10 protein-coding genes are annotated in these 13,200 nt (G+C 71.1%); 5 read left to right on the top strand and 5 right to left on the bottom strand.

The window, feature by feature from the left end; all coding sequences use genetic code 11:
- Positions 1-5: 5 nt before the first annotated feature.
- Genes ACFVH0_RS10160 through ACFVH0_RS10140 form a run of 5 tightly spaced genes read right to left on the bottom strand, consistent with a single transcriptional unit; the run spans position 6 to position 7,269 of the window.
- Positions 6-2,210 carry a trehalase family glycosidase gene (locus ACFVH0_RS10160; RefSeq protein WP_385819125.1) on the bottom strand — a complete coding sequence of 735 codons (2,205 nt, stop codon included), beginning with the start codon at positions 2,208-2,210 and terminating at the stop codon, positions 6-8.
- A complete protein-coding gene (locus tag ACFVH0_RS10155; RefSeq protein WP_385819124.1) occupies positions 2,207-4,240 on the bottom strand; it encodes a beta-galactosidase in 2,034 nt (677 codons plus the stop codon). The genes ACFVH0_RS10160 and ACFVH0_RS10155 overlap by 4 nt, the downstream gene beginning before the upstream one ends.
- Positions 4,237-5,094: a carbohydrate ABC transporter permease gene (locus ACFVH0_RS10150; RefSeq protein WP_385819123.1), complete on the bottom strand. Its 858-nt coding sequence runs from the start codon at positions 5,092-5,094 to the stop codon at positions 4,237-4,239. The genes ACFVH0_RS10155 and ACFVH0_RS10150 overlap by 4 nt, the downstream gene beginning before the upstream one ends.
- On the bottom strand, positions 5,091-6,017 hold the full coding sequence (locus ACFVH0_RS10145) for a carbohydrate ABC transporter permease (RefSeq protein WP_385819122.1): 927 nt from the start codon (positions 6,015-6,017) through the stop codon (positions 5,091-5,093). Before ACFVH0_RS10145 ends, ACFVH0_RS10150 begins: the two co-directional genes overlap by 4 nt.
- Positions 6,018-6,021: 4 nt before the next feature.
- Complete coding sequence (locus tag ACFVH0_RS10140) at positions 6,022-7,269, bottom strand: ABC transporter substrate-binding protein (RefSeq protein ID WP_385819121.1); 1,248 nt, start codon at positions 7,267-7,269, stop codon at positions 6,022-6,024.
- A gap of 226 nt (positions 7,270-7,495) precedes the next feature.
- Here ACFVH0_RS10140 and gcvPA point away from each other — a divergent pair, with 226 nt between their 5' ends.
- The 5 genes from gcvPA to ACFVH0_RS10115 are packed head-to-tail and all read left to right on the top strand — an operon-like array spanning position 7,496 to position 13,133.
- Positions 7,496-8,887: an aminomethyl-transferring glycine dehydrogenase subunit GcvPA gene (gcvPA, locus tag ACFVH0_RS10135; RefSeq protein WP_385819120.1), complete on the top strand. Its 1,392-nt coding sequence runs from the start codon at positions 7,496-7,498 to the stop codon at positions 8,885-8,887.
- Entirely contained in the window at positions 8,884-10,482 is a 1,599-nt protein-coding gene (gcvPB, locus tag ACFVH0_RS10130) for an aminomethyl-transferring glycine dehydrogenase subunit GcvPB (protein WP_385819119.1), read from the top strand. The genes gcvPA and gcvPB overlap by 4 nt, the downstream gene beginning before the upstream one ends.
- Positions 10,479-11,651 (top strand): ATP-NAD kinase family protein, encoded by a 1,173-nt coding sequence (locus ACFVH0_RS10125; RefSeq protein ID WP_385819118.1) that lies wholly within the window; start codon positions 10,479-10,481, stop codon positions 11,649-11,651. Before gcvPB ends, ACFVH0_RS10125 begins: the two co-directional genes overlap by 4 nt.
- 44 nt (positions 11,652-11,695) lie before the next feature.
- Entirely contained in the window at positions 11,696-12,442 is a 747-nt protein-coding gene (locus ACFVH0_RS10120; RefSeq protein ID WP_259930275.1) for an SDR family NAD(P)-dependent oxidoreductase, read from the top strand.
- A gap of 49 nt (positions 12,443-12,491) precedes the next feature.
- Positions 12,492-13,133, top strand: a complete 642-nt coding sequence (locus tag ACFVH0_RS10115) for a GntR family transcriptional regulator (protein WP_266422811.1) — start codon at positions 12,492-12,494, stop codon at positions 13,131-13,133.
- The last annotated feature ends 67 nt before the right edge of the window (positions 13,134-13,200 follow it).

The raw sequence follows: 13,200 nt of genomic DNA, 5'->3' as shown, positions 1-13,200 counted from the left end.
CTCGCCTACTCGTCGCGCGTCAGCATCGGCAGCAACAGCGCCGCGGACCAGCTGAAGTTGGGTGAGTTGAGCGGTGCCCCGGTGGTCGGGTCGTAGTTCTCCATGATCGGCCCGTCGCCCGTGAGGCCCGAGGCACGGGTGAGGAGCCGGTCCGTCAGGGCGTCCGCGTCCCTGGCGTAGCCGTAGCGGCGCAGGCCGCCGAGGGCGAAGTATGCCTGGTCGAACCAGACGGGGCCGCGCCAGTACGCGGTCGGCGAGAAGTAGGGCGAGCTCTTCGCCACGGTCGGGAAGGGGACGGTCGTGGCGAACTCCGCCGGGTCCGTCAGTCTGTCGCGCACGGCGCGGGCCTGTGCTGCTGACGCGGTGCCGGTCCACAGCGGGACGGCGCCCTCGATACCGCGGCCGCGGGCCGTGAGTGGTGCGCCGGTGCCGAGCGCGATGTCGTGGAACCAGCCGTCGGCGGGGTCGTACATCGTGTCGCGCACCGCGTCGGAGGTGGTGGTGGAGCGCTGCTTCCACTGCCTGGCGTCGGCGCCCCGGCCGATCGCCCCCGCTATCCGCGCCAAGTAGCCCTGGTCCGCGGCGAGATAGGAGTTCAGGTCGACGGATTCCTGGTCGATGGAGTAGCCGAGGAGCGTTCCGTCGGCGGCCCTGTTGGCGACGGTTCCGGTGCCGAGGGTGGCGTCGAAGCGGGGTGCGTTGTCCATGCCGCTCTCCCAGGCGGCGGCGAGGCGTCGCTCCTCGGGGGAGTCGTTGGCCGGGTCGACGGTGGCTCCGTACTCGGCGAGACCGTTGTGGTCGTGGTCCCGGTTGCGGTACCACCAGTCCTGGTACGCGACGAGCTTCGGGTACATCTCGCGCAGGAACGCCCGGTCCCCGCTCTTCGCGTACACCTCCCACACGGCCCAGGCCGCCAGCGGGGGCTTGGAGTTGCGCTCGTTCCAGTTGCCGCCGCCGCGTTCGGGGTCGTTGTAGAAGATGACATCGGGGATCATTCCGGCGTCCTGCGGGCGGGTCCTGGAGTCCGGGCTCACCTGCCAGTCGAACATGGCGCGGATCTGCGACTGGGCCAGGCCGGGCGCGAAGCGTGCCGTGCCCACCGCCTGCTTCCAGGTGTCCCAGGCCCAGATGCCGCCGGTGAACCACTTGTAGGAGATCGACGGTGTGATGCCGTCGTGCTTGATCTGTCCCGCCGCGCTGCGCCAGTTGGTGACGAGGGTCTGGAGGGACTTCACGGCCGTGCGCCGCCGGTCCGCCGGGACGCCCCGGGTCACCCCGGCGACATAACCGCGCCAGCGCGCGTCCGACGCGGACACCACGGAGGCGGGGCGGGCCAGTACGTCACGGACCCTCGCCTTCTCCTCGGTGCGCTCGGCGGCGGTGAAGGTGTAGGACTCGGTCCAGTCGAAGCTGTGCGAGCGGCCGGGCGCCAGGGTCACCGGCTTCACGGCCTCGGTGCGGTACGTGTCGCCGTCCACTGTCGTGCGGACGCGGTCCTTGTGGGTGACCTCGAAGCGTTCCGTGCCGTCGGTGAGGTAGTCCCAGGTCTCGCGGAGCTTCGCGAAGTCGACCCCGACGCCGGAGCCGGTGGCGGTCAGCGACGGCGCGTCGCGCATCGGCTTGTCGGCCGGCCGCAGCAGGCTGCCCGCCCAGTCGGCGCCGAGTATGCGGGTGGCCGGGCCGGTGTTGTGGACCTCGGCCCTGACCAGGGCGCTGCGGTCGGTGGCAAAACGGAGTTCGAGGGTGAGGCGCAGACCGCGGCCGAGATCGTAGGTCTGGAGGAGCCGGCCCGGGAGCGAGGTGGAGCGGGGTGCGCCGCCGCCGGCCAGGTCCAGGGCGCGGCCGTGCTCGGTGAGGCGGATGCGGCTGAAGGACTTGCTGAGCCACCAGGGGTATTCCTGGGCGATGTAGAGAGGCCCGGAGAAGCCGCCGTACGCGTCCTTGTCACCGGCTTCCGGCAGGGCGTAGGCGTGCCAGGCACCCCGGTCGGCGAAGACGGTGACGGGGTTGTTGTCCTCGTCGTCGCCGGGCTGGGCGGTGGTGGGGGTGCCGTGCAGGTCGAGGACGTCGGCGTAGGCGGGCGGGGGTTTCGGGTGTCCGTGGGCGGCGGCCGTCTGCGGTACGGCGAGGGCGCCGCCGGCCAGCAGGAGCGCGGTCAGGGCGCTCAGGGGTCGGTGGGCGGTGATGTGTCGGTCTCTCCGGCGGGTCATTTCGCGGTCCCTTCAGGGGAGTCGGTGGCGATGCGCAGGACGGCGGCGCCGAGCGGGCCGAGGTCGAGATGGTCGCGGACGGCGGCGCCGGTGAGCAGATCGGTGCCGCCGGCCCCGTAGCGGCCGGTCAGTGGCGTCCGGGCGTCGTGGTCGCCGTGGTTGAGGACGAAGAGGTACGTGCCCTGTGCGCCGGAGCGCACGGTCGCCTCGACGCCCTCGGGTACATCGAGCACGGGGCGTACGCCCGCCGCCCGCAGCGCTTCGTCGAGCACGGCGGCGATGCCGTCGCCGAGGTGGGCGCCGGCGTACCACGCGGTGCCGGTGCCGTAGTGGTGGCGGGTGACTGCGGGGCGGCCGGTCAGCTCGCCGGCCGCGTACGTGTCGACGATCTCCGTGTCCGGGCCCTCGGGCTCGATCCACTCGCTCCACAGGGTGGCTCGTACGCCGGAGGCCAGGGGCACCTCGGCGCCGTCGGGGACCGGCCAGAACTCGTCGACGGACACGCCGAGCACGTCCCGCAGCGGTCCCGGTGCGCCGCCGTCGTGGATGTGGTCGTGGCCGTCGACGACGCCGCTGAAAGGGCCGCAGACGAAGTGGCCGCCGCCGTGCACGTAGGCGGCGATGCGTGCGGCGTGCTCGGGTCGCAGCAGGTGGAGGTTGGGGGCGAGGACGGCCCGGTAGCCGTCGAGGCCGGCGTGCGGGGGCACGAAGTCGACGGAGACGGCACGGGTGTGCAGCGCCGCGTACCAGGGGCGCAGCAGGTCGCGCCAGCGCATCCGGGTGGAGGGGTGGTCCTCGGCCTCCAGGGCCCACCAGGAGTCCCAGTCCAGGACGATCGCCACGTCCGCCGGGGTGGTGGTGCCTGCGACCTCACCGAGCCGGGCGAGTTCGGCGCCGAAGCGAACGGTTTCGCGCCAGCCCCGGGAGGCGGTGCCGCGGTGCGGGAGCAGTGCGCTGTGGTATTTCTCGGCGCCGGCGCGCGAGGCGCGCCACTGGAAGTACATGATGCCGTCGGCGCCGCGGGCCAGTGCCTGGAGCGACCAGAGGCGTTGCAGTCCGGGCTTCTTGGGGACGTTGACCGGCCTCCAGCTGACTGCGGACGGTGCCTGTTCGAGGAGCAGCCAGGGCCGGCCGCCCTTGAGGGAGCGCATGAGGTCGTAGTTGAGGGCGGCGTTGGCGTGGGCGTGCGGGTCGGCGGGGTCCGGGTAGGCGTCGTCGGAGACGACGTCCTCGTGCTCCGCCCACTTCCAGTAGTCGAGTGCCTTGAACATCGACATGAAGTTGGTGGTGGCCGGGATGTCCGGGCTGATGTCGCGCAGTGCCTCGCGTTCGGCGCGGTGGCATTCGAGAAGGGCGTCGGAGCTGAAGCGCCGCCAGTCCAGGAGCTGTGTCGGGTTGACGGGTCCGGGTGCGGTGCGCGGCGGCTCGATCTCGTCGTAACTGCCGTAGCGCTGGGACCAGAAGGCCGTTCCCCAGGCGTGGTTCAGGGCTTCGACGGTGCCGTAACGGTCGGTCAGCCAGGTGCGGAAGTGGTCGGCCGAGCGGGCGCAGAAGCATTCGGTGATGTGGTCGCCGTACTCGTTGTGGATGTGCCACAGGGCGAGCGCCGGGTGTCGTGCGTAGCGTTCGGCGAGGGTGCGGGTGAGGCGGAGTGCGGCGGCGCGGTACTCGGGCGAGGAGGGGCAGTAGTGCTGGCGGGAGCCGAATTCGAGGCGCACGCCGTCGGCCGTGACCGGCAGGATCTCCGGGTGGGCGCGTACCAGCCAGGCGGGCGGTGACGCGGTCGCGGTGGCCAGGTCGACGGCGATGCCGTGGGCGTGCAGCAGGTCGAGGAGCCGGTCGAACCAGGCGAAGTCCCAGGTGTCCGGGGAGGGTTGGAGCCGGGCCCAGGAGAAGACGCCGACGGTCACCATCGTGACCCCGGCCTCACGCATCAGGGCGGCGTCCTCGGCCCAGACTTCCTCGGGCCACTGCTCGGGGTTGTAGTCACCGCCGTAGAGGATGCCAGGGACGCGGGTCGCGCGGGTCATCCCTTCACCGCCCCGCCGAGCAGTCCGGCCACGAACTGCCGCTGGAACAGCAGGAAGAGGAGCATCAGCGGAAGCGTGGCGAGGAGCGAGCCGAGCATCAGTCCGGAGTAGTCGACGTGGGAGAGCCCCGTGAGGGTGTTGAGCGCGACGGGCACGGTGTATTTGTCCTCCGAGTTGAGCATGAGCAGGGGCCAGATGAAGCTGTTCCACTGCGCCATGAACGTGAAGATGACCAGGGCGCCGAGTTGCGGGCGCACGCATGGCAGCACCACCTGGTAGAAGGTGCGAAGTTCGCCGGAGCCGTCGATCCGGGCCGATTCGAGGAGCTCGTCGGGGAAGTCGACGAAGCTCTGCCGCATCAGGAGGATGCCGAAGGAGTTCGCCAGGAACGGCAGGATCACCGCCTGGTAGGAGTCGATCCAGCCGACGCTCGCCATCATCTGGAACAGCGGCACGAGCAGTACCTGGAACGGGATCATCATGGTGGCGAGCACGACGCCGAGCAGCAGTCCCCGGCCGCGGAAGCGGTACTTGGCGAGTCCGTAGCCGCACATGGCGGAGATCAGTGAGCTGAGCGCGGTGTGGACGACGGCGATGCCCACGCTGTTGAGGAGGACCCGGCCGAAGCCGATGGTGTCCTGGAGCCGCACCAGGTTGTCGAGCAGCCGGCCGCCCGGCAGGAACGGCGGCGGTGAATGGAACAGGTCGGACGTGGAGTGTGTCGCGGCGATCGCCATCCAGAGGAACGGCACCAGGCTGACGACGGCACCGGCCGCGAGCAGCAGCCTCACGGCATAGCGGCCCAGGCGCCGGGCCGGGTGGATGCGTACGGGGGCCTGCTGGAGGGCGTTCACCGGCGGCGCTCCCTTCCGAAGGCGACGTACTGGAGGGCGGAGATCGCGGCGATGAGGGCGACGACCACCCAGGCGATGGCGGCGGCGTAGCCGAAGTCGAGCTGCTGGAAGCCGACCTTGTAGAGGTAGACGACCGGGGTGAGGGTGGCGTCGTCGGGGCCTCCGCGGGTGAGGACGTAGTTCTCGTCGAAGAGCTGGAGCGTTCCGATGGTGGAGGTGATCACGCAGAACAGGACGACGGGGCGCAGCTGCGGCAGGATCACCCTGCTGTACGTGGAGAAAGTGGTGGCGCCGTCGATGGCGGCGGCCTCGTACTGTTCCTTGCCGATGGACTGGAGTCCGGCGAGCAGGATGACGGCGTTGTAGCCGGTCCAGCGCCAGGTGAGGGAGGCGATCAGGGAGACGCGGGCCCAGGTGGGACTGTTGAGCCAGTCGACCTGGCCGATGCCGACGGCACCGAGGATCTGGTTGACGAGGCCGCCGTCGGTCTTGAGGAGGACCTGGAAGACGACGGCGTAGGCGACGAGTGTGGTGACGGCGGGCAGGAAGTAGACGGCCCGCCAGGTGCCGCGGAAGCGCAGCCAGGACTGGTTGAGCAGGACGGCGAGGACGAGTGCCAGGCCGATCATCACGGGGACCTGCACGACGAGGATGACCCCGGTGTTGAACAGGGACTCCAGGAAGGCGGGGTCGTCGATCATGCGCCGGTACTGGTCGAGTCCGGCCCAGTGGGTGGCTCCGGCGTCCTCGGTGGTGAAGCTCTGCAGGAGGCTGGCGCCCAGCGGATAGGCGAAGAAGAGCACGAAGAGGACGGCCGCGGGCCCGGCGAAGATCCAGGCGGTGGGCCGTCGGCGTCTGCGGCGTGCCGCGGCCGGGGCGCGGGCGGGGGCGACCGGCCGTTCGTGGGCGGTGTGGACGGCCATCGGGCTACTTCACCCTTTCGCGGCCGGTGGCGGTGGCGAGCTGCCGCGCGGCCGAGTCGAGGGCGGCGCGCGGGTCCTTGCCGCGCAGCATCACGCCGGTGACGGCGGAGACCATGATGTCGGAGGCCTTGGCGTCGTCCTTGTTGTTCTCGACCGGCGGGATGTTGCGGGCCAGCCGGGCGAACACGTCGAGGGCCGCCTGTCCGCCGAAGTACTCCTGCTTCTCGCTCAGGTACGGGTCGTCGAGCGCGGGCAGGTAGGCGGGGAAGAGTCCCTCGCGTTTGAGCATGGAGACCTGGTTCGCCCTGCCGGTGAGCAGGAACTGGATGAATGCCCAGGCGAGGCGTGGGTTCTTGCTCTGCGCGGGTACGCAGAGCGTGGAGCCGCCGATGTTGGAGGTGCGGATGCCGTCGGTGGTGAAGCCGGGCAGCGGCACCACTCCGAACCTGCCCTTCAGCTCCGGCATCTCGTCGGTGAGCGTGCCCGTCCACCAGGCGGCGGTGGGCGTGGTGACGGCCTTGCCCTCCTTGGTGCCGGTGACGAGCCCGTCCCAGCCCTTCTCGTAGGCGACGAGCCCCTTGTCGTGCAGGGTCTTCATCAGGGTGAGGGACTTGACGGCCTCCGGGGTGTCGACGGCGACCCGGCCCCCCTTGAAGTAGGACTGGCCCTGCTGCTGGAGCAGCATCGGCAGGATCCCGGCGTCCGTGGAGTCCATGATGAGCAGCTTGCGGCCGGTGGCCTTCTTGATGCGGACGCCCGCTGCCACGTAGTCGTCCCACGTCAGCAGCGAGGCGGGGTCGACCCCCGCGGCGCGGAAGTGGTCCCTGCGGTAGTAGAGCGCGCAGGGGCCGATGTCCCAGGGCAGGGCGAGGACCGCGCTGTCCTTGCCGGTGACGGTGCGCCAGGCGGCGCGGTCGAAGTCACCTCCGTAGCGGCCGCCGAGGCTCGTCAGGTCGTAGAAGCCGCTGGGGAAGTTCCCGGCGTAGCGCGGCATGTAGCTGCCCTCGACCGTGAGGACGTCGGCAAGGCCCGTGCCCCCGCGCAGGCCCACGGTGATCTTGTCGTAGGCGTTGTCGTAGCCGATGTCGACGATGTCGACGGTGGTGCCGGGGTGGCGCTGCTCGAAGGCGCCGGCGAGGCGCTTCATGGCCTTGGCGGCCACGTCCCACGACCAGACGGTGATGCTGCCGCTGACCTTGCCCCCTCCGCCGTCCTCGATGTCCCGGGCCTCTCCGCCTCCCGCGCCGCCCATGGCACATCCACTGACCAGGGACGACGCCGCGGTCGCGAAACCTGTGGCCAGAACAACCCGTCGGGTGGGTCTCGTTGACACTCTTGCCTCCTGGAGCCTGAATGCCTAATGCTGTATTCAGAACACTGAATGACGGAGCCTGCCGTCAAGAGGTGTACAGCCAAAGACTTTTGTTGCTGTGATTCATGACCGGACCGACCGAGTCGGCTCACGCGAAAGGCGCGGCATGACGTCATCCCAGGACTTCGTTCCCCCCTACGCCCATCCCTACATTCCCAACGCCGTGCCGGCCGTGCGGCAGGCGATGCTGGAGGAGATCGGCGCCGCGGGCGTCGAGGACTTCTACGCCGACATCCCGGACGGCATCCGGCTGCACCGCCCCCTCGACCTGCCGGCCCCACTGCGTTCGGAAGCCGAACTCACCCGTCACATGGAGGGGTTGCTGGGACGCAACACCTCGACGCGACAGGCGCTCAGCTTCCTCGGGTCCGGTTGCTACCAGCACCACGTACCGGCGGTCGTGGACGAGGTGGTCAACCGCAGCGAGTTCCTCACGGCCTACGCGGGCGAGCCCTACGAGGACCACGGCCGCTTCCAGGCGCTGTGGGAGTACCAGTCGATGATGGCCGAGCTGCTCGACGTGGAGATCGTCAACGTCCCGGTGTACGACGGCTTCCAGGCCTCGGGCACCGCGCTGCGCATGGCCGGCCGGATCACCGGCCGCCGCCGGGTGCTCGTCGCCACCGCGATCGACGCCGACAAGCTCTCCCGCATCCGTGACTACGTACGCCCCGACCACGATGTGACGGTGATCCCGGTCGACGCGGACACCGGCTGCGCCGACCTCGGCGCAGTGCGCGAGGCGCTCGCCGCGGGCGACATCGCGGCGGTGTACGCGGACAGCCCGTCCGCGCTCGGAATCGTCGACGAGGCGCTCCCCCGCCTCGCCGAACTCGCCCATGAGGCGGGTGCGTTGTACGTGGTGGGCTGCAATCCGCTCACGCTCGGCGTGCTCGCGCCGCCCACCGCGTACGGCGCCGACATCGCGTGCGGCGACATCCAGCCGCTGGGCCTGCACCAGAGCTTCGGCGGCGGCAACGCGGGCTTCATCGCGACCCGCGACGAGGAGAGGCTGGTCGCCGAGTACCCGTCGCGGCTGTTCGGCCTGGTGCCGACGAGTGTCGAGGGCGAGTACGGCTTCGGTGACGTCGCCTACGAGCGGACCTCGTTCGCGCTGCGCGAGGAGGGCAAGGAGTGGGTCGGGACGGCCGCCGCGCTGCACGGCATCGGTGCCGGGGTCTATCTCGCGCTGATGGGACCGCAGGGCATGCGGGAGATCGGCGAGACGATCCTCGCGCTCACGGCGTACGCCCGCAGGAGCCTCTCCGAGGTACCCGGCATCGAGGTCCCCTACGGAGACGCCCTGCACTTCGCCGACTTCACCGTCCGCTACACGGGCGGGAGGACCGCCGCCGAGATCCGCGCCGAACTCAAGGAGCGGGGCATCTTCGGCTCCACACCGACCGGCATCCATGAAGCCGCTTACTGCGTCACCGAAGTCCACACCAGGGCCGACATCGACCGGCTCGCCGCGACCCTGAAGGAGATCGTCAAGTGACCGCCTCGCACGCGCCCGTGCCCGTCTCCCCCGAGGAGGCGCGCATCACTCCGAAGCCTCGGCTGCGCCGGTTCCAGCAGGCGTCCTGGGACGAGAAGCTGATCTTCGAGCTCGGTTCGCCGGGTGAGCGGGGCGTCCTCGTACCGGCCGCGGACCCGTCCGTCGCGCTGCCCGTGATCCCCGCCGCCCTGCGCCGCGCCGAGCCGCCCGCCCTGCCGGAGATGTCCCAGCAGCAGGTGCTGCGCCACTACTTGCGCCTGTCGCAGGAGAACCTCGGCGCCGATCTCAACATCGACGTCGGCCAGGGCACCTGCACCATGAAGTACAGCCCCAAGGTCAATGACCAGTTCGTCCGCGACCCCCGGATCGCGGCGCTCCACCCGCTCCAGGACGAGGACACGGTACAGGGCGTCCTCGGGATCATCCACAGCCTGGAGCAGCTGCTGAAGGAGATCTCCGGCATGGACCGGGTCTCGCTCCAGCCAGGCGCGGGCTCCGCCGCGATCTACACCAACGTCGCCATGATCCGCGCCCACTTCGCCGCGCGCGGCGAGCTGGACCAGCGCGACGAGGTCATCACGACGATCTTCTCCCACCCGTCCAACGCCGCCTGCGCGAAGACGGCCGGCTTCAAGGTCATCACCCTCCACCCGGACGCGGACGGCTACCCCGACATCGAGGCGCTGAGGGCGGCGGTCGGCCCGCGCACGGCGGCGCTCCTGATCACCAACCCCGAGGACACCGGGATCTACAACCCGCGCATCGAGGAGTTCGTACGGATCGTGCACGAGGCGGGCGGCCTGTGCTCGTACGACCAGGCCAACGCGAACGGCATCCTCGGCATCACCCGGGCCCGGGACGCTGGCTTCGACCTGTGCCACTTCAATCTGCACAAGACGTTCTCGACCCCGCACGCGTGCGGCGGACCGGCGGCGGGCGCCTGTGCCGTCACCGAGGAGCTGGCCCCGTACCTCCCGCGCCCGACCGTCGAGTTCGACCAGGAGACCGGTGTGTACCGGCTGGACGACGACCGGCCCGAGTCGGTCGGCAAGATGCGGCCGTTCTACGGCGTCGTGCCGAACCTGGTACGCGCCTACGCGTGGATCATGTCGCTCGGTGCGGAGGGGCTGCGGGCCGCCGCCGAGACGGCCGTGCTCAACAACAACTATCTGCTCCACAAGGTCCGGCAGATCCCGGGCGTCTCCGTGCCGTACGCGGCCGGACGCCCGCGCGTGGAGCAGGTCCGCTACAGCTGGGAGAAGCTCCACGAGGACACCGGCCTGCACTCCGAGGACATCGGCCTGCGCGCCGCGGACTTCGGCACGCACTACTGGACCAGCCACCACCCGTACGTGGTGCCGGAACCCATGACGCTGGAGCCGACCGAGTCCTACACGCGCGCCGACCTCGACGAGTACGCGGCGATCCTCGCCGAGATCGCCCGCGAGGCGTACGAGGACCCGGAGACCGTACGCACCGCACCGCACCGTTCGACGATCCACCGGGTACGCCCCCAGGCGCTGGACGACCCGGCGACCTGGGCGGTCTCCTGGCGCGCCTACCGCCGCAAGGTGCTCGGTGAGGCCGGCCGGTGACACGGATCGGTCTGGTGGTCAATCCGGTCGCCGGACTCGGCGGCCGGGTGGGCCTGGGCGGCACCGACGGCCCCGACCGTCCGCGCGTGGCACTCTCGCTGGGCGCACGCCCGCAGGCGGGAGCGCGCGCAGCCGCCGCCCTGGGTGAACTGGCCGTGCGTCGGGCTGTGTTGACCGACCCCGGGCCGCGGGGCGGAGCAACACCCCCCGCACTCCTCGTCCTCACCGCCGCCGGCCCCCTGGGCGCCGACTCCGTCGCCGCGGCCGGGCTCGCGGGGCGGGTCGTGTACACCGCGGGCACCGGGCGGGACACCTCGGCCGCGGACACCGCCGCCGCGGTGCGGGCGGTCGTGGCCGAGGGCGTCGACCTGCTGCTCTTCGCCGGCGGCGACGGCACCGCGCGCGATGTGCTCGGCGCCTTCGGCGACGTGCGCTGTCCGGTCCTCGGCATACCGACCGGCGTCAAGATGCACTCGGCCGTCTTCGCCGTCGGCCCGCGTGCCGCGGGCGAGGTCGCGGCGGCGTGGCTCGCCCGCACGGGCGGCGTCCGGCTGCGGGACTCCGAGGTGATGGACCGCGACGAGAAGGCCCTGGCCGAGGGGCGCGTCACCTCCCGGCTCTACGGGTGGCTGCCCGTCCCCGACGTCCCGGTCCGGGTGCAGCAGCGCAAGACCGGCAGCACCACCGCCTCGCCCGAGGCGGTCGGCGGGATCGCGGCCGAGGTCGCCGAGCGGGTCGGGGACGGGCTGCTGGTGCTCGGTCCCGGCAGCACCACCCGGGCGGTCGCGGCCGCGCTCGGCGCGGACATCTCGCTCACCGGGGTCGACGCGCTCGCCCTGCGGCCGGGCCGCCCGCCCCTGGTCGTGGCCCGCGACGCCCGCGAGGACACCCTCCTGGCACTCGGCCCTGCCCGGATCGCCCTCTCCCCCATCGGCGGCCAGGGGTTCCTCCTCGGCCGCGGCAACCAGCAGATCTCACCACGCGTGCTGCGCGCGGCGGGCGGCCGCGAGCACCTGCTGGTGCTGTGCACGGAAGCCAAGCTGGCCGCGCTCGGCGGCCGCCCGCTACTCCTCGACACCGGCGACGACGCGCTCGACGCGGAGCTGTCCGGCCACCTTCCCGTCATCACCGGCAGGCGGCGCACCTCGCTGTACCGCCTGGCCATGTGACCACGTACCCCGGACACCCCCACCCAGGACACAAGGAGCCCACGATGATCTCCCTCGACGGCAAGCGCGCGATCGTCACCGGCGGCGGAGCCGGCATCGGCCGCGCCACCGCCCAGGTCCTCGCCGAACTCGGCGCGCGCGTGGTGATCGCCGACATCGACACGGACGGTGGCGAACGCACCGCGAAGGACACCGGAGGAACCTTCGTGCGCTGCGACGTGTCACGGCGCGAGGACTGCGAGGCCGTCGTGCGGACGGCCGAGGAGCGGTTCGGCGGCGTGGACGTCCTCTTCAACAACGCCGGCATCATCCGCCGCTCCACGGTCTGCGAGATCACCGAGGACGACTGGGACCTGGTGATGGCCGTGAACATCCGCTCGGTGATGCTGATGAGCCGCCTGGTGATCCCGGGGATGGCGGCCCGGGGCGGCGGCTCCATCGTCAACACCGGCTCCGGGTGGGGCATCCGCGGCGGTGGCCGGGCCGTCTCGTACTGCGCGTCGAAGGGTGCCGTCGTCAACATGACCCGCGCCATGGCCATCGACCACGGCCCCGACAACATCCGCGTCAACTGCGTCTGCCCCGGCGACACGGCGACCGGGATGCTCGCCGAGGAGGCCCGCCAGCTCGGCGAGAGCTCCGACGCGTTCTACGCCGACGCCGCGGACCGGCCGCTCGGCCGGATCGGGCAGCCCCGGGACATCGCACAGACCGTGGCGTTCCTCGCCTCCGACGCCTCGGCGTTCCTGAGCGGGGCGATCATCCCCGTCGACGGCGCCGGTACCGCGTGACCCGCCGGTAGCGGATAATCGACCGGACCGAAGGGGAGGGCAGCCTCACATGCCAATCGAAAACCGCCCGCTGCGCGAACAGGTCAAGGAGGAACTGATCAAGCGGCTCGGGCGCGGCACGATCGCGACCAACTCCCCGATCAACGAGGGGCAGCTCGCCACCGAGCTCGGCGTCAGCCGTACTCCGCTGCGCGAGGCACTGATCACGCTGGAGCGTGAGGGCGTCATCACCAGCGAGCGTGGCAAGGGCTTCCGCTTCACGCCGCTCAGCGCTCAGGAGTTCCGCGACCTGTCCGCGATCGTCGCGACGCTGGAGGCGCTCGCGCTGGAGTCCAGCGATCCCGAGCATCTGGCGGCTACGGCCCCGCGCCTCCTTGAGGAAGCCCGCGCGTTCTCGGCCCCGCAGGCGCCGCACGACGTCATAGAGCGTTACGACGACGCGTGGCACGACCTGCTGCTGTCGGGCTGCACCAACGACCGTCTGATGAAGCTGATCACCTCCCTGAAGGTGACGATGCACCGCTACGAGCGGGTGGCCCTGGGCGACCAGGACATCCTGGAGCGTTCCGCGGAGGAACACGAGCGGATCGCCGAGTGTCTGCAACGCGGCGACCTCGACGCGGCCGTCGCGGCGCTCAAGGAGAACTGGAACAGCGGGATGCACCGGATCCTGGAGCACCTGAAGGACTGATGCCACGGGTGGTGGTGCGGGTCCGGCACCGGTCTTGACCCGCACCGCCCCTTCGGGGTCCGATCAC

The organism is Streptomyces sp. NPDC127117, assembly GCF_042677325.1.
GTDB lineage: Bacteria > Actinomycetota > Actinomycetes > Streptomycetales > Streptomycetaceae > Streptomyces.
This window is presented reverse-complemented; position numbering and strand designations above follow the sequence as displayed.

What these genes read in the sequence shown, in the direction of transcription:
- ACFVH0_RS10155 (WP_385819124.1), bottom strand. Translation starts at nt 4,240, where the DNA reads ATGACCCGCGCGACCCGCGTCCCTGGCATCCTCTACGGCGGTGACTAC.
- ACFVH0_RS10115 (WP_266422811.1), top strand. Translation starts at nt 12,492, where the DNA reads ATGCCAATCGAAAACCGCCCGCTGCGCGAACAGGTCAAGGAGGAACTG.
- ACFVH0_RS10145 (WP_385819122.1), bottom strand. Translation starts at nt 6,017, where the DNA reads ATGGCCGTCCACACCGCCCACGAACGGCCGGTCGCCCCCGCCCGCGCC.
- ACFVH0_RS10160 (WP_385819125.1), bottom strand. Translation starts at nt 2,210, where the DNA reads ATGACCCGCCGGAGAGACCGACACATCACCGCCCACCGACCCCTGAGC.
- ACFVH0_RS10140 (WP_385819121.1), bottom strand. Translation starts at nt 7,269, where the DNA reads ATGGGCGGCGCGGGAGGCGGAGAGGCCCGGGACATCGAGGACGGCGGA.
- ACFVH0_RS10120 (WP_259930275.1), top strand. Translation starts at nt 11,696, where the DNA reads ATGATCTCCCTCGACGGCAAGCGCGCGATCGTCACCGGCGGCGGAGCC.
- gcvPA (WP_385819120.1), top strand. Translation starts at nt 7,496, where the DNA reads ATGACGTCATCCCAGGACTTCGTTCCCCCCTACGCCCATCCCTACATT.